Source organism: Campylobacter pinnipediorum subsp. pinnipediorum, assembly GCF_002021925.1.
In the GTDB taxonomy this organism is placed as follows: domain Bacteria; phylum Campylobacterota; class Campylobacteria; order Campylobacterales; family Campylobacteraceae; genus Campylobacter_A; species Campylobacter_A pinnipediorum.
This window is the reverse complement of sequence record NZ_CP012546.1, coordinates 1,578,824-1,603,293: the sequence shown is the minus strand read 5'-3', so window position 1 is coordinate 1,603,293 and position 24,470 is coordinate 1,578,824. Positions and strand designations below refer to the sequence as shown.

The 24,470-nt window shown below is 32.2% G+C and carries 19 protein-coding genes; 16 read left to right on the top strand and 3 right to left on the bottom strand.

Annotated elements, in window-relative coordinates; translation table 11 throughout:
• Nucleotides 1–4 precede the first annotated feature (4 nt).
• Genes CPIN17260_RS08190 through CPIN17260_RS08170 form a run of 5 tightly spaced genes read left to right on the top strand, consistent with a single transcriptional unit; the run spans nucleotide 5 to nucleotide 6,350 of the window.
• On the top strand, nucleotides 5–1,042 hold the full coding sequence (locus CPIN17260_RS08190) for a rod shape-determining protein (RefSeq protein ID WP_069633276.1): 1,038 nt from the start codon (nucleotides 5–7) through the stop codon (nucleotides 1,040–1,042).
• Complete coding sequence (gene mreC, locus CPIN17260_RS08185) at nucleotides 1,032–1,787, top strand: rod shape-determining protein MreC (protein ID WP_069633277.1); 756 nt, start codon at nucleotides 1,032–1,034, stop codon at nucleotides 1,785–1,787. Before CPIN17260_RS08190 ends, mreC begins: the two co-directional genes overlap by 11 nt.
• On the top strand, nucleotides 1,787–5,050 hold the full coding sequence (carB, locus tag CPIN17260_RS08180; protein ID WP_078440867.1) for a carbamoyl-phosphate synthase large subunit: 3,264 nt from the start codon (nucleotides 1,787–1,789) through the stop codon (nucleotides 5,048–5,050). The genes mreC and carB overlap by 1 nt, the downstream gene beginning before the upstream one ends.
• Nucleotides 5,047–5,568 (top strand): PD-(D/E)XK nuclease superfamily protein, encoded by a 522-nt coding sequence (locus CPIN17260_RS08175; RefSeq protein WP_078440866.1) that lies wholly within the window; start codon nucleotides 5,047–5,049, stop codon nucleotides 5,566–5,568. Before carB ends, CPIN17260_RS08175 begins: the two co-directional genes overlap by 4 nt.
• On the top strand, nucleotides 5,565–6,350 hold the full coding sequence (locus CPIN17260_RS08170; protein WP_069633280.1) for a DNA-methyltransferase: 786 nt from the start codon (nucleotides 5,565–5,567) through the stop codon (nucleotides 6,348–6,350). Before CPIN17260_RS08175 ends, CPIN17260_RS08170 begins: the two co-directional genes overlap by 4 nt.
• Nucleotides 6,351–6,384: 34 nt before the next feature.
• Here the strand turns inward: CPIN17260_RS08170 and recJ are convergent, their stop codons facing one another.
• Nucleotides 6,385–7,962, bottom strand: coding sequence for a single-stranded-DNA-specific exonuclease RecJ (gene recJ, locus CPIN17260_RS08165; protein WP_226996937.1), 1,578 nt, complete (start codon nucleotides 7,960–7,962; stop codon nucleotides 6,385–6,387).
• The gene (locus CPIN17260_RS08160; protein ID WP_078406243.1) at nucleotides 7,946–9,577 is read right to left on the bottom strand and encodes a CTP synthase; all 1,632 of its coding nucleotides are present in this window, start codon (nucleotides 9,575–9,577) and stop codon (nucleotides 7,946–7,948) included. Before CPIN17260_RS08160 ends, recJ begins: the two co-directional genes overlap by 17 nt.
• A 162-nt stretch (nucleotides 9,578–9,739) precedes the next feature.
• Between CPIN17260_RS08160 and CPIN17260_RS08155 the strand changes: the two genes are divergently transcribed.
• The 3 genes from CPIN17260_RS08155 to CPIN17260_RS08145 are packed head-to-tail and all read left to right on the top strand — an operon-like array spanning nucleotide 9,740 to nucleotide 12,595.
• A complete protein-coding gene (locus CPIN17260_RS08155) occupies nucleotides 9,740–9,955 on the top strand; it encodes a DUF4492 domain-containing protein (protein WP_069633282.1) in 216 nt (71 codons plus the stop codon).
• 1 nt (nucleotide 9,956) lies between these two features.
• Entirely contained in the window at nucleotides 9,957–11,474 is a 1,518-nt protein-coding gene (locus CPIN17260_RS08150; RefSeq protein ID WP_078440865.1) for a cytochrome ubiquinol oxidase subunit I, read from the top strand.
• The gene (locus CPIN17260_RS08145) at nucleotides 11,468–12,595 is read left to right on the top strand and encodes a cytochrome d ubiquinol oxidase subunit II (RefSeq protein WP_226997048.1); all 1,128 of its coding nucleotides are present in this window, start codon (nucleotides 11,468–11,470) and stop codon (nucleotides 12,593–12,595) included. Before CPIN17260_RS08150 ends, CPIN17260_RS08145 begins: the two co-directional genes overlap by 7 nt.
• A 442-nt stretch (nucleotides 12,596–13,037) precedes the next feature.
• Here the strand turns inward: CPIN17260_RS08145 and CPIN17260_RS08140 are convergent, their stop codons facing one another.
• The gene (locus CPIN17260_RS08140; protein ID WP_078415653.1) at nucleotides 13,038–14,495 is read right to left on the bottom strand and encodes an alanine/glycine:cation symporter family protein; all 1,458 of its coding nucleotides are present in this window, start codon (nucleotides 14,493–14,495) and stop codon (nucleotides 13,038–13,040) included.
• A 439-nt stretch (nucleotides 14,496–14,934) separates the two neighbouring features.
• On the opposite strand from CPIN17260_RS08140, the gene recA reads away from it, so the two are divergent.
• The 8 genes from recA to CPIN17260_RS08100 all read left to right on the top strand — a co-directional run bounded on the left by recA (nucleotide 14,935) and on the right by CPIN17260_RS08100 (nucleotide 24,424).
• Nucleotides 14,935–16,029, top strand: coding sequence for a recombinase RecA (gene recA, locus CPIN17260_RS08135; RefSeq protein WP_069633285.1), 1,095 nt, complete (start codon nucleotides 14,935–14,937; stop codon nucleotides 16,027–16,029).
• A complete protein-coding gene (eno, locus tag CPIN17260_RS08130) occupies nucleotides 16,029–17,279 on the top strand; it encodes a phosphopyruvate hydratase (protein ID WP_069633286.1) in 1,251 nt (416 codons plus the stop codon). Before recA ends, eno begins: the two co-directional genes overlap by 1 nt.
• Nucleotides 17,276–17,563 carry a septum formation initiator gene (locus CPIN17260_RS08125; RefSeq protein WP_069633287.1) on the top strand — a complete coding sequence of 96 codons (288 nt, stop codon included), beginning with the start codon at nucleotides 17,276–17,278 and terminating at the stop codon, nucleotides 17,561–17,563. The genes eno and CPIN17260_RS08125 overlap by 4 nt, the downstream gene beginning before the upstream one ends.
• Before the next feature lie 5 nt (nucleotides 17,564–17,568).
• The gene (locus CPIN17260_RS08120; protein WP_078406239.1) at nucleotides 17,569–18,381 is read left to right on the top strand and encodes an AMIN domain-containing protein; all 813 of its coding nucleotides are present in this window, start codon (nucleotides 17,569–17,571) and stop codon (nucleotides 18,379–18,381) included.
• A gap of 17 nt (nucleotides 18,382–18,398) precedes the next feature.
• The gene (locus CPIN17260_RS08115) at nucleotides 18,399–18,923 is read left to right on the top strand and encodes an NAD(P)H-dependent oxidoreductase (RefSeq protein WP_069633289.1); all 525 of its coding nucleotides are present in this window, start codon (nucleotides 18,399–18,401) and stop codon (nucleotides 18,921–18,923) included.
• A gap of 17 nt (nucleotides 18,924–18,940) precedes the next feature.
• Nucleotides 18,941–19,573 (top strand): NAD(P)H-dependent oxidoreductase, encoded by a 633-nt coding sequence (locus tag CPIN17260_RS08110; protein ID WP_078440864.1) that lies wholly within the window; start codon nucleotides 18,941–18,943, stop codon nucleotides 19,571–19,573.
• A gap of 271 nt (nucleotides 19,574–19,844) precedes the next feature.
• Nucleotides 19,845–22,565 (top strand): autotransporter outer membrane beta-barrel domain-containing protein, encoded by a 2,721-nt coding sequence (locus CPIN17260_RS08105; RefSeq protein WP_078440863.1) that lies wholly within the window; start codon nucleotides 19,845–19,847, stop codon nucleotides 22,563–22,565.
• 164 nt (nucleotides 22,566–22,729) lie between these two features.
• Complete coding sequence (locus CPIN17260_RS08100) at nucleotides 22,730–24,424, top strand: autotransporter outer membrane beta-barrel domain-containing protein (protein ID WP_078440862.1); 1,695 nt, start codon at nucleotides 22,730–22,732, stop codon at nucleotides 24,422–24,424.
• Nucleotides 24,425–24,470: the final 46 nt, after the last annotated feature.

The following is a 24,470-nucleotide window of genomic DNA, read 5'->3' as shown; positions in this document are numbered from 1 at the left end:
ACAGATGATTTTAGATCAATTAATTGGTTTTTTTTCAAGTGATATGGGTATAGATTTAGGCACTGCAAATACTTTAGTGCTTGTTAAAGACAAAGGAATAATCATAAACGAACCATCAGTTGTTGCAGTTCAAAGAGAGAGATATGGCAAGCAAAAAATATTAGCTGTAGGTCATGCTGCAAAAGAGATGGTTGGAAAAACCCCAGGCGATATTGAGGCAATAAGACCTATGAGAGATGGTGTTATTGCTGATTTTGATATGACTGAAAAAATGATTAGATATTTTATAGAAAAGACGCACAAAAGAAAGAGTTTTTTAAGACCTCGTATTATTATATCTGTTCCTTATGGACTTACTCAGGTTGAAAGAAAGGCCGTTAGAGAGAGTGCATTAAGTGCTGGTGCAAGAGAGGTTTTTTTGATAGAAGAACCAATGGCTGCAGCAATAGGCGCAAATTTACCCATAAAAGAGCCACAAGGAAGTCTTATTGTTGATATAGGCGGGGGGACTACCGAGATAGGAGTTGTTTCGCTTGGTGGTTTAGTTATTAGCAAATCAATAAGAACAGCTGGAGATAAGATGGACGCTAGCATTGTAAATTATATAAAAGAAAAATATAATTTATTAATCGGCGAAAGAACTGGCGAAGATATAAAAATAAGTATAGGCTCAGCTGTTCAGCTTGAAAGAGAACTTAATATTGTCGTAAAGGGCAGAGACCAAATGACTGGTTTGTTAAGTAGGATAGAGCTTACAAGTGAAGATGTAAGAGAAGCTATGAGAGAGCCGCTAAAAGAGATAGCAGATGCTTTAAAGACAGTTCTTGAAATGATGCCACCTGATTTAGCTGGGGATATTGTTGAAAATGGTATAGTTTTAACTGGGGGCGGTGCTTTGATAAGAGGACTTGATAGGTATCTATCTGATATAGTCAAACTTCCTGTTAGTATAGCAGATGAGCCACTTTTAGCAGTTGCTATGGGGACAGGTAAAGCTTTAGGGGAGATAGGACTGCTTCAACAGTTAACCAATGAAGACTAAGATTATTTTTTTTATCTTTATTGCTTTATTGGTTGTATTTTCAATAAAAAAAGGTTCAAGCATAAGCAGTGTTTCTGTTGGCTTGAGCAATTTTGTTGTTAATGTCTATATTGATATTACAAAGACTATTAAAGATAAGATAAACGAACATTTTAGACAGGTTGATGAAATCCAAACCCTAAGAACTCAAAATTTAGAGCTTGAGCATTCAGCAACCTTGCTATCAACTTTTGCAAACGAATTAAATCAAATTTTACAAGATAAAAAATCAAGTTCTTATATGCCTAAAGTCGCTTTAGTTAAGAGTTTGAGTTATGTAAATATAAGTGATTATAATAAAATTTGGATTAGCAGATTTAGAGATTATAATTCTTCAAAAATTTATGGGCTTATGTATCAAGGCAGAAGTGCTGGTATAGTTGTTCCAAAAGAAAATAAACCTATGGCTTTATTGCAAAATGATCCAAAAAGCATATTTTCTGTATATATAGGAGATGAAAAGATACCTGGTGTTGCTCACGGTAACAAACATGGAATAATTATTAAGTATATACCTCAGTGGCTTTCTTTAAAAGTTGGAGATGAGGTTTTTACAAGTGGGCTTGATGGTATATTTTTTAGTGGTGTTCCCGTCGGAAAAATAACCAAAATTTATGAAGAAAGTTCTTATCAGAGTGCCATCGTAGAACCTTATGTTAAGGTTAATATACCAAGCTATTTATATGTTGTTATAAAGGAAAAATAATGCCAAAAAGAGATGATATCAAGAGTGTTTTACTAATAGGCTCAGGCCCAATTGTTATAGGTCAAGCTTGTGAGTTTGATTATTCCGGCACACAAGCTGCTAAGACATTAAAAGAGCTTGGTTACCGTGTCGTTTTGATAAACTCAAATCCAGCTACTATTATGACCGATCCTGACTTTGCTGATGCTACATATATAGAACCTATAACAAAAGAGAGCATAAAAAATATCATCTTAAAAGAAAAAGTTGATGCTATTTTGCCAACTATGGGCGGACAAGTAGCTTTAAATGTTGCTATGGAACTTTATGAGAATGATATGCTTGGTGATGTTAAATTTCTAGGCGCAAATCCAGAAGCCATAAAAAAAGGCGAAGATAGACAAATTTTTAAAGAAGTTATGAAAAAAATTGGTATGGATTTGCCAAAGTCAGCATATGCCTATAACTACGAAGAAGCTATAAATGCTGCTAACGAAATAGGCTTTCCGCTAATCATCAGAGCATCTTTTACACTTGGTGGTGCTGGTTCGGGCGTTGCTTATAATATTGATGAGTTTAAAGAACTTGCATTATTTGGTCTTGAAGCATCTCCAATACACGAAATTTTGATAGAAGAGAGCTTGCTTGGTTGGAAAGAGTATGAGATGGAGGTTATAAGAGATAAAAACGATAACTGCATTATAGTATGTTCCATAGAAAACCTTGATCCAATGGGCGTTCATACAGGAGATAGTATAACGATAGCTCCAGCACTGACATTAACAGACAAAGAGTATCAAATGATGCGTGATGCCTCTTTTGCTATACTTCGTGAAATAGGTGTTGATACAGGCGGAAGCAATGTTCAATTTGCCTTTCATCCACAAACCGGAAGAATGATAGTAATAGAGATGAATCCAAGAGTTAGTAGATCATCAGCTCTTGCTAGCAAGGCTACCGGTTATCCTATCGCAAAGGTTGCTACATTATTAGCTGTTGGTTTTAGTCTTGATGAAATAAAAAATGATATAACAGGAACCCCAGCTTCTTTTGAACCAGTTATTGATTATATAGTTACAAAAATTCCACGCTTTACATTTGAGAAATTTCCGGGTTCAAATCCCTATCTTGGAACAGCTATGAAGTCCGTGGGTGAAGTTATGGCTATTGGAAGGACTTTTAAAGAGAGTATCCAAAAAGCACTTTGTTCTTTAGAGAGAGATTTGAGCGGATTTGATGTATTAAAACTTAGCAAAGATGAGCTTGTATATGGTCTAAGACATGCAAATGAAAAGCGAATTTTGATGTTAGCACAAGCTTTTAGAGATGGTTTTGATATAGAAGATGTTTATGAATATACTAAGATAGATAGATATTTTTTAAATCAAATAAAAGAGATAGTTGAGTTTGAAAAGCAAGTTGATATGGATATTTTAAATGATGAAAATTTACTAAGAAAAGCTAAAACAATGGGCTTTTCTGACAAGATGCTTGCGATTTTGATAAACGAAAAAGATAATTTAGAATTAAGCCAAAATGATATATTTTTCGCTCGTTCAAAACTAGGTGTTGGTTTAGAATATAGCGAAGTTGATACTTGTGGCGGTGAGTTTAAAGCCTTAACTCCTTATCTTTATTCAAGTACAAATATCACAAAAATACAACAAAAAACAGATGTTTCACAAGATAAAAAAGTAATGATAATAGGCGGTGGACCAAATAGAATAGGTCAAGGTATAGAGTTTGATTATTGTTGTGTTCACGCTAGCTATGCCCTTAAAGATTTGGGTATAAAAACTATAATGTATAACTGCAACCCTGAAACTGTTTCTACTGATTATGATACAAGTGATGTGCTTTATTTTGAGCCTATTGATTTTGAACATTTAAGGGCTGTAATAGAACACGAAAAGCCAGATGGAGTTATCGTTCATTTTGGTGGTCAAACACCGCTTAAATTTTCAAAAAGATTAAGTATAGCCGGAGCAAAAATAATAGGAACTAGTGCTAGAACTATTGATATCGCCGAAGATAGAAAGAAATTTAGCGAGTTTATAAATAAAATCGGCGTTAAACAACCAAAAAATGACACCGCAACTAGCGAAGATGAAGCCATAAAAAAGGCTGCTGAGATAGGATATCCTGTGCTTGTTCGCCCTAGCTATGTTCTTGGTGGTAGAGCCATGAGAAGAGTCCATAGCGAGAGCGAGCTTAGAGAGTATATGAATGAGGCTGTAAGTGTTAGTAACAACTCTCCTGTATTGCTTGATAAATTTTTGCAAAATGCAACAGAGCTTGATGTTGATGCTGTAAGTGATGGTAAAGATGTCTATGTGGCTGCTGTTATGGAGCATATTGAAGAGGCCGGAATACACTCAGGAGATAGTGCTTGCATACTTCCTGCTTTGAATTTAAAAGATGAAATGATAGCAAAAGTAAGAAATCAAACAAAAGAGATAGCTTTAAGCTTAGGTGTTGTTGGGCTTTTAAATATTCAGTTTGCGATATATGAAAATGAGCTTTATATGATAGAAGTAAATCCAAGAGCATCAAGAACCGTTCCTTTTGTAAGCAAAGCTACCGGTGTTCCAATTGCAAAAGTTGCTACTAGGGTTATGTGGCAAGGCGATTTACAAGAGGCTCTTAAATACTATGATAAATACAATGTCGTAACTTATGATAATGGAATTTTTATACCAAAAGCGCAAAAGCATATTTGTGTAAAAGAGGTTGTTTTACCGTTTAATAAACTAAATGGTGCTGATTTGATTTTAGGTCCTGAGATGAAATCAACGGGCGAGGTTATGGGTATTAGTAGTAACTTTGCAAAGTCATTTGCAAAATCCCAAATAGCTGCAAATAACACACTTCCGACAAGTGGAAATGTCTTTTTAACACTTGCTGATGCAGATAAAATTTATGCTGTAAAACTGGCAAAAGAGCTTATGGACTTAGGATTTAAGATTATAGCAACCGGCGGAACATATAAGGTTTTAAAAGAGTATGATTTGGATGCTGAGTTTGTTTATAAGATAAGCGAAGGAAGACCAAATATAGAAGATAGGTTGAAAAATGGTGAAATTTCACTCGTGATAAATACAAGCGATAGCAAATCAAATGCCGATGATGGCAAAAAAATAAGACAAAGTGTGCTTAGATTTAAAATACCTTATTTTACAACTATAGCTGCCGCTCAAGCCGCTGCAAAATCAATAAAAAGTGTTCAAGATGGCTTAGTGTATGAGGTCGTGTCTATTCAGGATTATTTGGAGCAAAACGTATGATAGAAGGTGGCATAGGCGGAGGTAATACAAGAACGGGTCTTATTTTTGAGGGCAAGGTTGATTTAGCTACTTTTTTATCAAATCAACCTGGTTATAAAGTTACTGAAAATTTTGATGTTTTTTATAATGATGAGATTGTTGGTAGGATTTTTAAAAAGCATAGTTTTTACAAATTTCTTGAAGAAAATAATGTTAATTGGAAAAATATTATATCAAAGAAGTTGCTTCCAGATGATAGTATTTATGTAATTATCAACAATACTTTTTTTATAATTGAATGTAAATTTCAAAAAGTGGCAGGTTCGGTTGATGAAAAATTACAAACTTGCGACTTTAAGAAGAAACAGTATATAAAATTATTATCTCATCTTAATATGGAAGTTGAGTATATTTACCTTTTAAGCGATTGGTTTCAAAAACCAGAATATAGAGATGTTTTAGATTATATTATAAGTGTTAGATGTAGATATTATTTTAATTATATACCACTTGATGTTTTAGGTTTGCCAATACCATGAAAAAAGAATTTCAAATATATAATGGTGATAGCTTTGAAATTTTACCAAATTTCAAATCACAGTTTGATCTTATCTTCGCCGATCCACCTTACTTTTTATCTAACGACGGTTTGTCTATACAAAGTGGCAAAATAGTCTCTGTAAATAAAGGAGAATGGGATAAAAGCTATGGTATTGATGAGATAGATAAATTTAATTTGAATTGGCTTGATTTGGCAAAGAATTCTTTAACAGATAATGGTAGTATTATGATAAGTGGGACATATCATAATATTTTTTCCATAGGTAGAGCTTTACAAAAATTAGATTATAAAATTTTAAATATTATCACATGGCAAAAGACAAACCCACCACCGAATTTTAGCTGTAGGTACTTAACACACTCGACTGAGCAAATTATTTGGGCTAGAAAAAGTCAAAAATATAAGCATATTTTTAATTATGAGCTTATGAAAAAAATCAATAGCAATAAACAAATGAAAGATGTTTGGAGTTTTCCTGCTATAGCCCCTTGGGAAAAAAGTTTTGGAAAACACCCAACACAAAAGCCACTTTCTCTTTTGGTTAGATTAGTGTTAATGGCGAGCAATGAAAACTCGTTAATCTGTGATCCGTTTTCAGGCTCATCAACAACAGGAATTGCAGCTAATTTAACGGGTAGAAATTTTATAGGAATAGAAAAAGAGTCTGAATTTGTTCAAATGTCGTTAAATAGAAAAAAAGAATTAGATATAAAATACGAGTTTTTTAAAAGTAAAATTTCAGATTTTAAATTTTTATAGTTATTACCTTACGACCAAAAAATGGTCGCAAGGTTTAAATTATCTCTTTTATTAGAAGTTGAGGTGTTATGAGTCCTCTGAAAGAATTTTTTGATACAGAAAAAACTATATCTATTTTCTCTCCAGTTCTTACGTGTCTTGTAAAATTAAAAAACAATGCTTCAAGCGTTTTTTCGCCCTTTTGCAAAATGAGTTTTAGGTGGTTTTGTTCTTTTCCTATTAGTTTATCGTTTTTTACAGTTACGTTTTGAATTTTAAATATAGGGCGAGGGTTTTTTTGTCCGTAAGGCTCAAAGTATTCTAAAATTTCAAGCAAAGAATAATCTATCTCTTTAGGACTAATTTCTCCTAAAAACTCATCATTTGTGCTAAATTTATGCAAGTCCATTAAAAAGCAACTGTTGTTTATAGACTCTTTAAATTTATCTAGATTTATAGGATCGCACACAAGTCCAGCAGCCCCTTGATGACCCCCAAAGCTCATTAAAAGCTCTTCGTGTTCAGCTATCAAAGATAAAATATCTATCTTTCCTACGCTTCTCGCACTTCCTTTAGCTTTGTTCTTATCTACGCTAAATACTATTGCTGGTTTTTTAAAATGTTTAGCAAGACGGCTAGCTACTATCCCAATAACCCCCTCATGCCAATTTTCACCCCAAGTAACGATAATGTGTTCATTTGCATTTATGCATTTTTTAGAATCTTCAAAGAGTATTTTTTCTTCCTCTTTTCTTGAGTTATTAAACTCAACTATCACATCAAGATATTTGTATGCATCATTAATATTTTTTGTTCGTAAAAAATTAAATGAATTTATCGCATCATCCATTCTTCCGGCCGAGTTGATTAAAGGCGCTATTAAAAAGCTTATGTCATCGCATTCAAATCTATCTTTTCCGTAAAAATCCCTAATAGCACAAAATGCAACTCTTCTTGATTTGTTTAATCTTTCTATGCCTAATTTTACAAGTATTCTATTCATGTCGCGAAGTTCCATCATATCAGCCATGATGGCTATGGATAATAGATCTAAAAACTTACCCATATCGTATTTTATGCCAAATACCTCTTTTAAAGCTCCTATTAGATACCAAGCTACTTGTGCTCCACAAATTTCAATATTTGGAAAACAACAATCTTCTTGTTTTGGGTTTATTATCGCATATGCATCTGGCAATACTGGTAGTGGCATATGGTGATCTGTTATTATAAGATCTATGCCTAATTGTTTGCACATATCAGCGGCTTCATTAGCACTTATTCCATTATCTACTGTTATGATTAAATCAGCATTTTTAAACTCATCTATTATAGCTGGATTTAGTCCATAACCATCTTTAAATCTATTTGGGATTCTAACTTTATAATTTTTAACTTTTAAATCATCAAAAAAATCAGCCATTATCACACAAGATATAACACCATCAACATCATAGTCTCCGACAATAACTATATTTTCGTTGTTTTGTATGGCTTGTTTTATTCGCTCTGCGCCCTTAAATGTGTCTTTTAAGTCGCAGGGTTTAGGAATTTCGGAGAGCTTTTTATGAATGTCTTTACTAAATCTTAGCTCAAGTAAATTCCTTATATCATCTTTATTTAGCATTTTCAATGCTTGATTTTATAAAACCTAATATTGTCGGATTTGGTTTTGTTAGGCGAGATGTAAACTCTGGATGAAATTGGACTCCTATAAAAAATGGATGGTCTTTTAGCTCAACTGTCTCAATTAGTCCGTTGCTTGTTCCGCTTATCATAAGACCATTTTTTTCAAAACTTTCTTTGTATTTTGGATTTGCTTCATAGCGATGGCGATGTCTTTCTTTTATAACTTTTTGGTTTGAATAAATTTTTGACAAAATTGAGTTCGGTTTTACATTGCACTCATAAGCCCCAAGTCTCATTGTGCCACCTAGTGGGCTTTTGTGTGTTCTTATTTGCTCTTTTCCGTGCGCATCAATAAAGCTATCTATTAGATAGATTATAGGATTTTCGCAGTTTTCATTAAACTCAATTGAGTTTGCATCTTGTAGCTTCAAAACATTTCTAGCAAATTCAATCAATGCTAGTTGCATACCAAGACAAATTCCAAGATACGGTTTTTTGTTCTCTCTAGCAAATTGTATAGCTAGTATTTTGCCACTTACTCCCCGTTCCCCAAAACCACCAGCAACTAACACACCATCTACATCTTTTAAAATTTCATTGACATTGTCTTTTTCTACTTTTTCGCTATCCACCCATTTTAGGTTTATTTTTGCGTCTAGGTTTGCACCAGCATGTATAATGCTTTCTGTAAGACTTTTGTAGCTTTCTTTTAAGTCAATATATTTTCCAACAAATGCTATTGTTGTCTCTCCTGTTGGAGCTAAGATTCTTTTTACTAAGCTATCCCAGTTTTGCATATCAGGTGTTAATTTTCCAAGTTCTAGCGTCTCAGCTATCGGGGTAAGTATATCCTGTTTTAAAAATGATAGCGGAATTTGATATATACTAGTGCTATCAGCACTTTCTATTACACAGTTTTTCTCTACCCCGCAACTAAGAGCTATTTTATCTTTTAACTCACGATTTAAAGGCATTTCGCTTCTGCAGATAATCATATCAGGCGTTATGCCTATACGGCGAAGTTCACCAACACTATGTTGAGTAGGCTTTGTTTTTAGTTCGCCGGCAACTTTTATAAAAGGCACCAAAGTAAGGTGAATATTCATCGCATTTTTTCTGCCAACTTCGGTTCTTAAAGCCCTAATTGCTTCTAAAAAAGGAAGCCCTTCTATATCTCCTACCGTTCCGCCGATTTCTACTATAAGTATATCTTTACCTTCTCCGGCTTTTTTGATCCTATCAACTATTTCACCAACTATATGCGGTATAACCTGAATAGTCTTACCAAGATAATCGCCTCTTCTTTCTTTTTCTATAACAGCGCTATAAACCCTTCCTGTTGTAAAGTTATTGTTTTGACTTAAGCTCTCATCTAAAAAACGCTCATAATGTCCCAAATCAAGGTCTGTTTCAGCTCCATCATCTGTTACAAAAACCTCTCCGTGTTCGAGCGGACTCATTGTGCCAGGGTCTACATTTATGTATGGGTCAGCCTTTAAAATACTTACTTTTAAGTTAGCGTTTTTAAGCAGTGTTCCAATACTAGCAGCCGCTATGCCTTTGCCAAGTGAGCTTAGAACCCCGCCTGTCACAAAAATATACTTTGTTTGCTTTGACATAAGTTTTCCTTCATCTATTATTTTTTATAAACAAATTATATCTTTTTAAAATTTTAAATATGATTAATTATTTAATATCATAAATGCATACTTTGTTGGTTTAAAATTTTTAGTGCAGATGAAATAAATGTTTAAGTTTTATTATTATAAAATTTCACTTAAATGTATAAGAAATATATAACTAATTTTTTTAAATTTTATATTGATGGCTTTAAGAATATGAAGCTTGGAAGAAAGCTTTGGCTTATCATAATAATCAAACTTGTGATTATGTTCGGTGTTCTTAAAGTTTTTGTGTTTAATAATACTTTAAATTCTAAATTTAAATCAAATGAAGAAAAAAGCGATTTCGTGCTTTTAAATCTAACAAAGGAATAAAATGGCTGAATTAGGTTCTGTTGATTGGTCTAGGGCTCAGTTTGCTCTTACTTCAATATATCATTTTTTGTTTGTTCCATTAACTTTGGGTCTTAGTTTTATTGTTGCTATAATGGAGAGTATTTATATAAAAACAGGTAGTGAAGAGTGGCTTAGAATAACTAAATTTTGGCTTAAGCTTTTTGGTATAAACTTTGCAATAGGTGTTGCAACAGGTATTATTATGGAGTTTGAGTTTGGGACAAATTGGGCAAATTATAGTTGGTTTGTTGGAGATATTTTTGGAGCTCCTTTGGCTATAGAAGGCATTGTTGCATTTTTTCTTGAAAGCACATTTTTTGCTGTTATGTTTTTTGGATGGGATAGGGTAAGTAAGAAATTTCATCTTATATCAACTTGGTTAGTTGCTATAGGATCAAATCTTAGTGCTATGTGGATTTTGATAGCAAATGGTTGGATGCAATACCCAATAGGCATGCAATTTAACCCAGATACAGCAAGAATGGAAATGCAAAGTTTTCTTGAAGTTGCGCTTAGTCCTGTTGGTTTTATAAAATTTTTACATACAGTAACTAGTGGTTATACAATATCAGCTTTGTTTGTTATAGGAATATCAGCTTGGTTTATACTAAAAGGTAAAAATATCATAATGGCTAAAAAATCTATGATAGTAGCTACCTCTTTTGGTCTTATAACCTCTTTATTTTTGTTATTTAGTGGAGATGAAAGTGCATATCAAGTAACACAAGTTCAGCCAATGAAACTAGCAGCTATGGAAGGGCTTTATGAAGGAAATCAAAGACAAGGATTAGTTGCATTTGGATTGCTTGATACAAACAAACAACCTGGCGATAAGAAAAAACCTTTCGTTTTTGATATAGAAGTTCCTTATTTGCTTTCTTTGCTTGGACAAAGGGATTATAAGGCATTTGTTGCGGGTATAGATGATTTGATTTATGGAAATGAAGAACACGGGGTTGAGAGTATAATATCTAAAATTGATAAAGGTAAAATTGCCGTAAATGCTTTAAGAGAGTATAAAGAAGCTAAAAAAAATCAAGATCTTGATGCTATGAGTAATGCAAAATCAACCCTTGATGAAAATATCAAATACCTTGGATATGGTTACTTAAAAGATCCAACAGAGGCTATACCGCCTGTTGCTACTACGTTTTATAGTTTTCATATAATGGTTGCTTTGGGAAGCTTTTTTATATTTTTGTTTTTAGTTATTACTTATTTATGTATGGCAAACGATATAACTAAATTTAAAAAACTTCTTTGGATATGTGTTTTGAGTATTCCACTTGGTTATATAGCGGCTGAGGCAGGTTGGATTGTGGCTGAAGTTGGTAGGCAGCCTTGGGTTGTTCAAGATCTTATGCCAACTAGTGTAGGTGCTACAAATTTATCTGATGTAAATGTGAAGATATCATTTTTTGCTTTTGCTGTATTGTTTACAGTGCTTTTGATAGCTGAAATAAAAATTATGCTAAAACAGATAAAGTTAGGATTTTGATTATGATAGGGTTAGAATTTTTACAAATTTATTGGTGGTTTTTGGTAAGTTTACTTGGTGGATTACTTGTTTTTATGATGTTTGTTCAAGGTGGACAAACATTAGTTTTTACGCTTGCAAAAGATGACTTGCAAAAAGATATGATAATAAACTCAGTAGGGCGAAAATGGGAGCTTACATTTACTACTCTTGTTTTATTTGGTGGTGCTTGTTTTGCAGCTTTTCCACTTTTTTATTCAACTAGTTTTGGTGGAGCATATTGGGTTTGGCTTGGAATACTTTTTTGTTTTATTATTCAAGCTGTAAGCTATGAATACCGTAAAAAACCGGATAATTTTTTAGGCACAAAGACATATGAAATTTTTCTTTTTATAAATGGATCTTTGGGTGTCATACTTATAGGAGTGGCAGTTGCTACATTTTTTTCGGGTAGTAGTTTTAGCTTAAACGATCATAATTTTGTCCAGTGGCAAAGTTCTATGCGTGGGCTTGAAGCATTTAGTAATCCAATGCTTTATACTCTTGGACTCTCTTTGTTTTTTCTTGCAAGGATAGGGGGGTGTTTATACCTTATAAATAATATAAACGATGATGAGATAAGGCTAAATGCTAGAAAGGCAGTTTTAAAAAACACGCTTATATTTTTACCTATATTTTTAGTATTTTTGGCTTGGGTATTTTTAAAAGATGGTTTTGAATACTCACAAGATGGTGTGATTTCTATGGTTAAATACAAATATTTTATCAATCTTTTAAATATGCCAGCTGTTTTTGCCATGCTCGTTATTGGTATTTTTTTGACACTTTATGGTATATTTAAAGGTGCATTTACAAAAAGTATCTATGCTGTTGTGTATTATGGATTTGGTGTTGTTATGGCTGTAACCGCGCTATTTTTAGCGACTGGTTTAAACAATACAGCATTTTATCCATCTTTTTATGATTTGCAAAGTTCGCTTACTATAAAAAATGCTAGTTCTAGCCATTATACTTTAAATACTATGTTTTATGTTAGTTTGCTTATACCATTTGTATTGGGGTATATTTTTGTTGTTTGGAGATCAATGGATAGTAAAAAAATAACAGCTGATGAGATAAAAAATGACCATCATGCTTATTAAGGAGTTTTAGATGACATCAGCACTATTTTTTCTTTTTTTATGGATTTTATCCCTATTTTTAAGTTATAAATTTGTCATTTTAAATATAAAAGAGACAGAAAAACGAGAGAAGAATGAGTCAAAATAGCTAGGTTTTATACTAGCTATTTTTAATTACTTCACATCTTTAATGCAAAAAATCCTTATCAATAATAAAAATAAGTCCAATCACTAAACTTATGAGTTCTCGACATTAAAAAAGATTTATTGTTTATCTCTGTTTTTTTATTATCTATTAAAAATCTTTTCTTAGTTTTAAAATACTTTGCGATAATTATGATCTTTTAATATACCTTTTATAAAGTAAATTTTTGCTTAGTTTGTATGTTTTATGATGTTACGAATTTTATACTTGGCACACAGATTTTGTATGCCAAGTTTTATTATTTTAGTTGGGTTTAGATCAAAAACCGTGTTCGGTTTTACCTTTGACCCATACATCAGAGCCGACTTTTTTATGTAGTTCTGGATATTTGCTAATGTCAAACTCAGGGCTATGGTGTTCTTTTACTTGTTCTTCAAAGTCTTTTAGTAAAAGCATAGCCGTTGGTGCCATTATTACAATTACAATTAAGTTTATAACAGCCATTATAGCCATTGAAGCATCTGCCATATCCCATACCAAACCTATCTTTTGAACTGAGCCAAAATACACCATAAAAAGCACAATTATACGAAATATAGTTAATGTAATTGGGGAGTTTTTGATAAATTGCATGTTGCTTTCAGCATAGGCATAATTTCCTATAATAGAGCTAAAACAGAAGAAGAATAACAATATAGCAAGGAAGCTTCCGCCCCAGTCGCCTACACTATGCTGTATAGCAAGCTGCGTTATTTGAGCGCCGTCTATACCCTCAGTGCCAATAGCCCCACTAAGAAGTATGATAAATGCTGTGCAAGAACAAACTACTATGGTATCCACAAAAACACCAAGCATTTGTATAAGACCTTGGTTCGCAGGGTGCCAAGCGTCACTTGCTGCCGCCGCATTTGGAGCCGAACCCATACCGGCTTCATTTGAGAAAAGTCCTCTTTTTATACCATTTAGCATAGCTGCAGTAAGACCACCTACAACTCCACCACCGGCTGCACTAAAATTAAAAGCATCTTTAAATATTTTACCAAAAACAACAGGAACTTCGCCAAGATTTGTAATAATAATATAAACAGCTATTAGCAAATAAGCCAAAGCCATTACAGGAACTATTTTCTCAGCCACCTTGGCAACTCTTTTTATGCCACCAAATATAATAGGAGCGGTCAATATAACTAGCCCAACAGCTACGTATTCTATATTCCAATCCCATGCTTTTGATGTAACTGCTGTTATTGTGTTTGCTTGAACAGAGTTAAAAACAAAACCAAAAGCTAGTATTAATGATACTGCAAAAGCTACGCCAAGCCATCTCATCCCTAGACCTTGTGTGATATAGTATGCTGGACCACCTCTATATCCTCTTCCATCAGGATTTTTTATCTTATAAAGTTGAGCTAATGAGCTTTCTACAAAGGCCGAAGACATACCTATAAGTGCTGTAATCCACATCCAAAACACAGCGCCAGCACCACCTAAACTAATCGCAATGGCAACACCAGCCACATTTCCCGTGCCTACCCTGCTAGCAAGACCAGTTGCAAAAGCTTGAAATGGGCTTATGGCATGCGCCGAAACTCTTTTTCCTACAACCATTCTTCGGATACTTTGTTTAAAAAGCCTAATCTGTAAAAATCTTGTGCGAATTGTAAAATATATACCAACAGCAAGAAGTATATAAACCAAACTACTCCATAAGTAGTTGTTTAGAGTATTAACAATTTGAGTTAAAATTGTTAATAGATTATTTGATAGTTCACTCACTCACTTTCCTTTTTTAAAATATTTAAGTTTTGTATTTTATGCTAAAATCACTTTAATTTTAGTAATATTTAGTTGAAAAATATTTTATTTTATTTATTGTTTAAAATTTTATATAAATAAATTTTTGCATATTCCATTAAAATACAAAAAAATACCTACAAATTTAACCGTTTAATAAATTGTTTTGTTGACTATAGTTAGAAAAATAAAACATACTTGAAAGAATAAAAAACATATATAGCAGATAAACCTTTTAAAGCAATTAATACAAAAACAGCTAACTAACTCTACTGTATACAATTTAAGCAATTAAGATTTGGTGTAAAATAGATAAAAATATTTTTTGAAGTATATTATTTTATGTTTGGATGGTATTTGTTTAAAGTGAATTTTCATATTTTTTGGATAAAATCTAGTAAATTTTTATTTAAGGCAATATATGGAAAAAGATACCAAAAAAAAAGAAAAAAATACAACTGAAACAAAAAATGATGCAGAGAAAAAAAAGGCATTAGACCTTGCTTTAAAGCAGATAGATAAAGCCTTTGGTAAAGGCACTATGGTAAGACTTGGCGATAAAGAAATTGAGCCTATTGACTCTATACCGACTGGCTCTTTGGGGCTTGATTTGGCTCTTGGTATAGGCGGTGTTCCTAAGGGGCGTATTATAGAAGTATATGGTCCTGAGAGTTCAGGTAAGACTACCTTAACACTTCACATCATAGCACAAGCTCAAAAAGCAGGTGGGACTTGTGCGTTTGTAGATGCTGAACACGCACTTGACGTAAAATATGCTTCAAATTTAGGTGTTGATACTGACAATTTATATGTCTCTCAGCCTGATTTTGGCGAGCAAGCTTTGGATATAGTAGAAACACTAGCAAGAAGCGGAGCTATCGATCTTATAGTGGTTGATAGTGTTGCTGCACTAACTCCAAAAAGCGAGATAGAAGGCGATATGGGCGATCAGCACGTTGGACTTCAAGCAAGACTTATGAGCCAAGCGCTTAGAAAGCTAACCGGCGTTGTTCATAAAATGGGAACAACTGTTATTTTTATAAATCAAATTCGTATGAAGATAGGCGCTATGGGATATGGAACACCTGAAACAACAACAGGTGGAAATGCGCTTAAATTTTATGCCTCTGTTAGACTTGATGTAAGAAAAGTTGCTACACTAAAACAAAACGATGAACCAATAGGAAATAGAGCTAAGGTTAAGGTTGTTAAAAATAAAGTGGCACCACCTTTTAAAACAGCTGAGTTTGACATAATGTTTGGCGAGGGTATAAGTAGAGAAGGTGAGATTATTGATTATGGTGTTAAGCTTGATGTTATAGATAAATCAGGTGCTTGGTTTAGCTATAAAACTAGCAAATTAGGTCAGGGTAGAGAGAACTCAAAGGCTTATTTGAAAGAAAATCAAGATGTTGCAAATGAGATCATAGAAACCATAAAAAGCTCTATGGGGATAGCTCAAATTTTAACCAATAAAGATGATGATAAAACAGAAGATGATTTGGGAGATGAATAATGATATATATTGAAGATGTAAGCGCGATAGAAGTTTTAGACAGTAGAGGAAATCCAACAATAAAAGCCTTTGTTGCATTAAGTGATGGAACTGTTGAAAGTGCGATAGTTCCAAGTGGTGCAAGCACAGGTAAAAGAGAAGCTTTAGAGCTAAGAGACAAAGATGAAAGATACGGCGGAAAAGGTGTTTTAACTGCGGTTTCAAATGTAAATGAAAAAATTGCAGAAGCTATAATAGGCCTTGATGCTTACAATCAAAAAGCGGTTGATGATGAGATGCTTGAACTTGATGGAACTAAAAACTATTCAAATTTAGGTGCTAATGCTGTTTTGGGTGTTTCTATGGCAGTAGCTAGGGCAGCAGCAAAAAGCTTAAATATTCCTTTGTATAGATATCTTGGCGGTGCAAATGCTAGCGTGCTTCCGGTTCCAATGTTTAATATAATAAACGGCGGCGCTCATGCAAACAATAGTGTTGATTTTCAAGAGTTTATGATTATGCCTTTTGGTTTTTCAAACTTTAGCGATGCTTTAAGGGCGGCTACTGAAATTTATCACAAACTAAAAAACATATTAAATAATGCAGGACATAGCACAGCAGTTGGCGATGAGGGTGGTTTTGCTCCAAATTTAAAAGACAACGAAGAGCCTATAAAACTAATAATGCAAGCCATACAAGAAGCTGGATACAAAGCCGGAGAGCAGATAAAACTAGCACTTGATGTCGCTTCTAGTGAGCTTTATAAAGATGGAAAATACGAAGTTTGTGGCGAGAAATTAAGTAGCGAACAACTTGTTGATTATTATGTTGGATTGTGCGATAAATATCCTATCTTTTCTATAGAAGATGGACTTAGTGAAGATGACTGGGATGGATGGAAAATCCTAACAAATAAGCTTGGTGGTAAAGTTCAATTAGTAGGTGATGATCTTTTTGTAACAAATGAAGAGATACTAAATGAAGGTATACAAAAAGGTATCGCAAATGCTATTTTGATAAAACCAAATCAAATAGGCTCTGTATCTCAAACAATGCAAACAGTTCGCCTTGCTCAAAGAAATGGCTATCGTTGTATAATGAGTCATAGAAGTGGCGAAAGCGAAGATAGCTTCATAGCTGATTTCGCCGTTGCTTTAAACACAGGCGAGATAAAAACTGGTGCTACAAGTAGAAGTGAAAGAAATGCAAAATACAATAGACTTCTTGAAATAGAATTAGAAACTAGCGAGTTTTTGGGAAATAAAATTTGAGTGAAATTTTAAAAGAGTATGACAAAGAGCAAAAAAAGTTCAAGAAAAAATACTCTTTTTTGGAAATATTAAAATACATTGGTGTTGTCTGTTGTGTCATTTTGTTTGGCATATATATAGGTAATATGCTATTTGGAAAGAGGTCTTTGGATGTTATGCTTAGTTTGCAAAACAAAAAAGAAAATCTAATCAAAGATGTTGAATATCTTAAAAAAGAAAATTCTAGACTGCAAAAAGAGTATTTTGAGCTAAAAGACCTTGAATCCGATGTAAGTAAAAAGTGAGTGTTATGAATAAAATTTTATTGATATTTGTTTTGGTTTTTGGTGTTTATGCAAGAGAAAATCCTTTTGTTTCCATGAATGATTTAAATACAAGTATAGTTACTACAAATATAAAAGAAGAGTATAAAGAATTTGAAAAGAGAAATGTAAATTTTCCTAGTGATGCCTCTTTGCTTCTTGATGTTAAATTTAAATATCGAGCAAGCGACGGTAGTATAAAAGAGAAAAAACTAGACATAAATGAAACCATAAATTTCAAAAATAAATATGTGATTGCTAAGATAAAAGATCTAGAAATTCCAAAGAGTGAAAAACTTGATGTTTCTGTTACTATGCCAGAAAAAAGTAGCATTAAGATTCTTGATATAAACTCAACACAAGATGACAATAAAACAAAAAAAATAATCTCAGTACCAGAAGAGATGAAAATATCATCTGTTGCATCAAATGAAAATACAAAAATAAATATTAAAGACACACAAAATATATCTATATCGCAAGTTCAACTCCCACTAAAAAGCATTAAAATATTTGATTTTTTAAGATTTGATATTAATCCTATGAGTATGAAAATTTTAACAGCTGATAAGGTCGTTAAACACTTTAAGTATGAAAAAAATAAGATTGTTATTGATTTTAAAAGAAAAAATAGATTTAAAACTCGCAGCATAAATGTTGATTGTGGTGCATTTAAAGATATTACAGTTGGTTGGCATAAGAATTATTACCGTGTAGTTGTCAAATTAGATAAAAATTATAAATATAATTTTTCAAATTTGCAAAATTTAAGTGGATATAGTATAAAGTTACATAAATAACTTTTAAGGAGCAAAAAATGAAAACAGTTATAATTATGTCTCATCCTTATTACGAGAATTCTCGTGTAAATAAGACCTTATTTGAAGCGGCAAAAGGTGCTGATAATGTCGTTGTTAGACATTTAGAAGAAATTTACGGCACTGATACAAGCAAGATAGATGTTGCTAATGAACAAAAAATCTTAGAAAATGCAGATAGGATAGTTTTTCAGTTTCCTCTTTTTTGGTTTGGTATGCCACCTATGTTAAAAGCTTATGTTGATTTAGTATTTGCTTATGGTTGGGCTTATGGAACAAGTGGAGATAAGCTAAAAGGTAAACAGTTTCAAGTAGCGGTAAGCTCTGGAACAGCTGAAGCTGAGTATTCTAAGCAAGGTAAAGTAGCTCTTACTTATGATGAGCTTTTATTACCACTTCAAGCAACAGCTGGCTATTGTGGTATGAGTCTAAATAAAATATTTGTAAGTGGCGGTGCTTTAAATGCAAGTGATGATGATATCAAAAACTATGCTGATAAGTATGTAGCTCTTCTTAAAAACTAATTTATAAAGGAAGAATTATGCAAGACTATCTTGACATTTTGAAATTTCGTCATGCTACTAAAATTTTTGATGAAAACAAAAAAGTATCCGATGATGATATAAACTATATACTAGAAGCAGGCAGGCTTAGTCCTAGCTCTATGGGTTTTGAGCCTTGGGACTTTTTGGTGGTTGAAAATAAAGAACTTCGCAAAAAGATACAAGAAAAAAGTCACAATCAACAGCAAGTTATCACCTCTTCACATTTGATATTTATACTATCTAAGCTTTCAGAGCTTAAAAGTGATGGCACTTATGTAGAACAAGTTGTTGGTATGAGACTAGATAAAAACGAAGAAGAGAAAGCCAAAAGAGTTGAGTTTTATAGAAATTTTCTAAAAAATAGTTTCAAAGACGAAGAAGAGCTACTTTATACTTGGGCTCATGCACAAGCTATGTTTGCTGCTACAAATATAATGAATGCTGCGGCATTTAAAGGCATAGATAGTTGTCCTATGGAAGGCCTTGATAAAGTAGCTGTTGGCGAGATACTTGGCTTAGATCCAAGAAAACATCGCATAGCTATAATGCTACCGGTTGGATACCGCTTAAATGAACAACCTACAAAATATCGCCGAGATATAAAAAATCTAGTATCTTGGATCAAATAAATACTTTTCAAGCCTGAATTTCGGGCTTGAAAATTTTATCTAGTTAAAAAATACCTACATCAAAACATAAATTTGAATTTGTTGTTTTGTTAAACAGCTTACTTTTAAATTATTTATAATATTTTTTTCTTTTTTATTTGTAGTATAAGTCAAAATTTTAGATTTATTTTAATTTTTTATTATTTATGTTATTAGTAATATGAATTTTTAATAATAATTTAATATAGGAGGGGGTAAAATATCTAGATAAATTTTACTTAAGGAGAAAAAGTTGAAAATTTCAAAGATTGCTAGTGCGACCTTGATCGCTGTTGCCTTAACCCAAGGTGTTTGTGTTTATGGAGATGATAAACAAAATGCAATTGAACACTATAAAGAAGAGAAATCAAAGTTAAAAACATCTCAAAAAGCAGAGAAAGATATCACATCCGCCCTACAAGAGCTTAAAAAATATGTAGATTATCTTAAAGACTATGATCCAAGAGAGAATAATAATAATAATACTGATAATACAAAAAATATAGACAAATTGATACAGCAAATCGATTCAGCTAGAAGAAAAATGTACTATATAGGAGATAATGATGGATACCCTGATGGTAAGGGCGGTACAAAAGATTATATAGAATATGATGATGATAAAGGTAATAAAGTCAAGCTTACAAAAAATGGACAAAAAGTAGAGATTACAATTCAAGGTAAAAATAGTGGTGTTGCTAAGGACTTTGCTTTAACTGGTGATGTTACTAAGAGCGATTTTGAAAAATTCTTTAAAGGTACTAATAGAGAAATTGTAATCGGTCTTATGGATGGCTTTATGAAAGAATTTCACAAAGCTGTTGAAGTAAGAGAAGATTGGTTTGTTGAAAAAAAAATGGATTATATCTCCGAAATTAACGAAGATGGCGCAATTGATTTTTCATCAGAAGATACTCAAATCATAAAAGAGATATCTAAAGGCATAAAAGATGCTGCAGAAGCTTTAGGCACTAATCATAAACTTACAATAGGCAACAATAGCGCTGGTCAAGAAGTAGAGATAACTATCAAAAATGCAGAACATGCAAAAGAGCTTGCCGACGCTGTAGGGACATTAGAAGGTAAAAATAAACAGCTAAATTTAGAACAAGCAAAAGTCGCAGCTAAAGTTCTTATGGATGCTGGAGTAAAACTAAAAAAAGATAATAAAGATCTTAGTAAGATTACTGATGCTAAACAAGTAAAAGATGCTTTAGATATAACCGAATTTGATCAAATTACTTCTAAATTTCAAGGTGATAATAAAGTAAAGGATGCTGTAATAGCTTTTATAATGAGAGATAGTTTGTTTGAATTTAATCAAAATGATAAAATGATTAGTGTGATATATGCAGAAAGGGAAGAGAAAAAGGAACAACTCAAAAAAGCTCTTGAGACATATAAGGGATTTAAACAAGAAGTTGAAAATAATAACAAACAAGCAGCTAAAAACATAATTCTAAAATCTACACCTAGAGAGCTTTTAGCTCAACAAACAGCCTTAACAGAAATTCAAAAAGTTTTAGATGATGCTGCAAAAGATTATGATGCGGATCAACAAGGCAAACAAGATGAAGCAAAGAAAAAAGCATTTGATGATGCACTAGCAAAAGCAAAAGAAGCTGGTGTTGTTATTGCTGCCGATGAAGATAAAAAAGCAAGTGAATTACAAAAAAAAGTAGAAGAAGCTTTGAAAGTATTTAATTACAATAATGGTAAGCAGATATATCAAGTAATACAATCTGAAATAGGCTTTGAAAATGCTGAACAAGCATATAACGATAGTTTGGATTTAAGAAAAGATGCCTTCACAAAAGACCCCAAAACACCTCTGTCATCAATGGGCAAAGATGTTATCTCAATTATATTTGATATAGTAAATTCTAATGATGCGGCAGAAAAAGCTTTAATTTTAGACAAAAATTCTTTAGTATCTTTCGTAAAATCAAACGAAGACTCAATCAAAGAAGCTTCATCTGAAATAGGTAAAGTATCTAATCTAGATATGGTTAATTTCAGTAGCCAACTATCAACACAAACAAGACTTGCTAAACTAAGCAACCCATTTAATGAAGACTTAGCATTAGCATCTGCTATAAATAAACTAAGCAATGATAAATTTGCTGATAATGGTGATAGTGTATCATCTGTAATAAAATCATATACAGATAGATTTAACAATGACAACAATATATGGGCAAATGTTATAGGTGCAAAAGGTAAAGTAAAAGATAGTTCTAATCCAGAACTACATGGCTTTAGTATAGGTTATGATAGAGCATTTGATAACACAATAGTAGGTGGATATATGACTCTTGCTAAATCAAAATCTGATTCTAGCCTAATCAACACAAAAGCAAGCAACTATCAATTTGGTCTATATGCTAGAACATATATAGACAATAGCGAGATAGATACAAGAGTATCATTTGGTAAAGCTAAAAACAAAATTGATAGATATGTAAAAAGCAATGGTGATGTATTAACTCAAAACGGTAAATATGATACTACATATACATCATTTGCAGTTGATTATGGTTATGTAATGAATCTAAGCGATAGCTTATTTGTAAAACCATTAGTAGGACTTGATTATTCTCACTCTAAATCAAAAGCTTTCAAAGAAACTGGAAAATTACCATTATCATTTAATGGTGTTACTTCAAAATCTTTAAATGCTAAACTAGGTTTAGAGTTTAGAAAATATGTAGACAATGGAAACTACCTATACATAACTCCAGGATTTGAAGCAGAAGTATACAAAGATGTAAAAGATCCTGTAGCTAGATTTATAGGTTCAAACAAAGATATCAAACTAAAAGCAGATGATAAAAAAGGAAGATTTGTTACACTTAAAACAGGTGCAGAATTAAAACTAACAGATGCTTTATCTACAAATGTTAACTTTGGTGTAAAAGCTAAATCAAAACAACAATACTTTGATGGAACAATAGGACTTAAATACAAATTCTAAGATATACAACTAAACTACCAACCACAACTCTAACCAAGGGTTGTGGTTACTACACATACACAAACAACACCAATCTTATAAAACATACAAATTTCTATCACATATTTATCTTATTTTAATATGGGGAGGGGTAAAATATAGTTGAATTTACTCAAGGAGATAAAATGAAAATTTCAAAGATTGCATGTTGTGCATTATTAGGCGCAATGATAGCTATAAATGCTTATGGTAATGAAACATCTGGATCATCTTTAGATGATATAACAAATATACAAAAAAAGATACAAGATAGAAAACAAGAACTAGAAAAAGTCCAAAAAGATGGAAATAGTTATACTGATAAATTTCAAAAAGAAAAAGAACAAGCTGCAAAAGAAAAAAAAGACCTTGAAGTAGTAAAAGAATTGTTCGAAGGAATAAAAAAAGACCTTGAAGGATTAAAAAAATATCTTGAAGGATCACAAGAGGAAGGTAAAGAACAGTTTCTAAAAGCACTGGATGATAAAATCACACAACAAGAGAAAAAAATCGTAGAACAAGAGAAAAAAATCGTAGAACAACAAGAAGTAGTAGACAAAGCCGAAAAAGCACTAAAAGCAAAAGACAACCCAGAAGAAAGAGCTAAAATCATAGCGGATTTCAATAAAGAACTAGATGCAAAACTAAATCAAGCCAAAAAAGAAAGAGCAGAAGCTATATCAAGTGATAAAAATTTAGAACTAAACAAAGATGAAGCTCAAACAGTATTGTCTTTATTATCTGTTACTAATAATGAAGAAGTTAATAATCTATTATTAAAAACTGAAGCTGAAGACATAGCTATCTTAGCTAAAAATATAAATAGCTCATTAGAAGAAGTTTCAAAAGAGTTTAAAGACAATAAAACAGTAGATACACTTTTATCAAGTGTTGGTTCAGCTATAAACTCAAGACTTGCTAAACTAAGCAATCCATTAAATGATGATCTAGCTTTAGCTTATGCTATAAAAAATCTAAGTGATAATAAATTTGCAGATAACGGAGATACTCTTTCAAGTGTAGTAAAAGAGTATACAAATAGATTTAACTATGACAGCAACCTATGGGGAAATATCATGGGCGGTAAAGCTAAATTAAAATCTCAAGCAAATACAAATACTTATGGATTTATGTTAGGTTATGATAAAGCATTTGATAATATGATAATTGGTGGATATGCTGGATATACTAATGCTAAATCATCAAGTGATACACTAACAACCAAATCAGACAACTATCACTTTGGTGCTTATACTAGAATGTATATAGAGCAAAACGAAATAGATGCTAAAGTATCTTATGGTAAAGGTAAAAACAAACTAGATAGAAAAGTAACTATAGATTCAGACTTTGATGCTAATGCTAAATACAATAGCAAGTTCTTTAATACAAGTATTGATTATGGTTATATATTTGATATAAACAACAACTCTTTTATGAAACCAATGATTGGTTTAGAGTATAGCCATATAAATACTAAAGGCTTTAAAGAAACTGGTAAAGTTCCTGTAAGCTTTAAAGGAAGCACTATAAAAACACTATCAGCTAAAGCAGCAGTAGAGTTTAGAACATATATAGCAAACGGTAACTTCTTATATATAACTCCAGGTATACAAAGAGAATTAACCAAGAGTATGAAAGATACAGAGCTAGCATTTGTAAACTCAACAGAAAATATCAAATATGCATCTAAAAAAGATAAAAACACATTCTTTACACTTAAAACAGGTGCAGAGATGAAACTAACTGATAATCTATCTACAAATATAAACTTTGGCGTAAAAGCTAAATCAAAACAACAACACTACAATGGAACAATAGGACTTTCTTATAAGTTTTAATTGTTAAATAAACTATAACAACCACTGATTTATGTTGGTGGTTGTT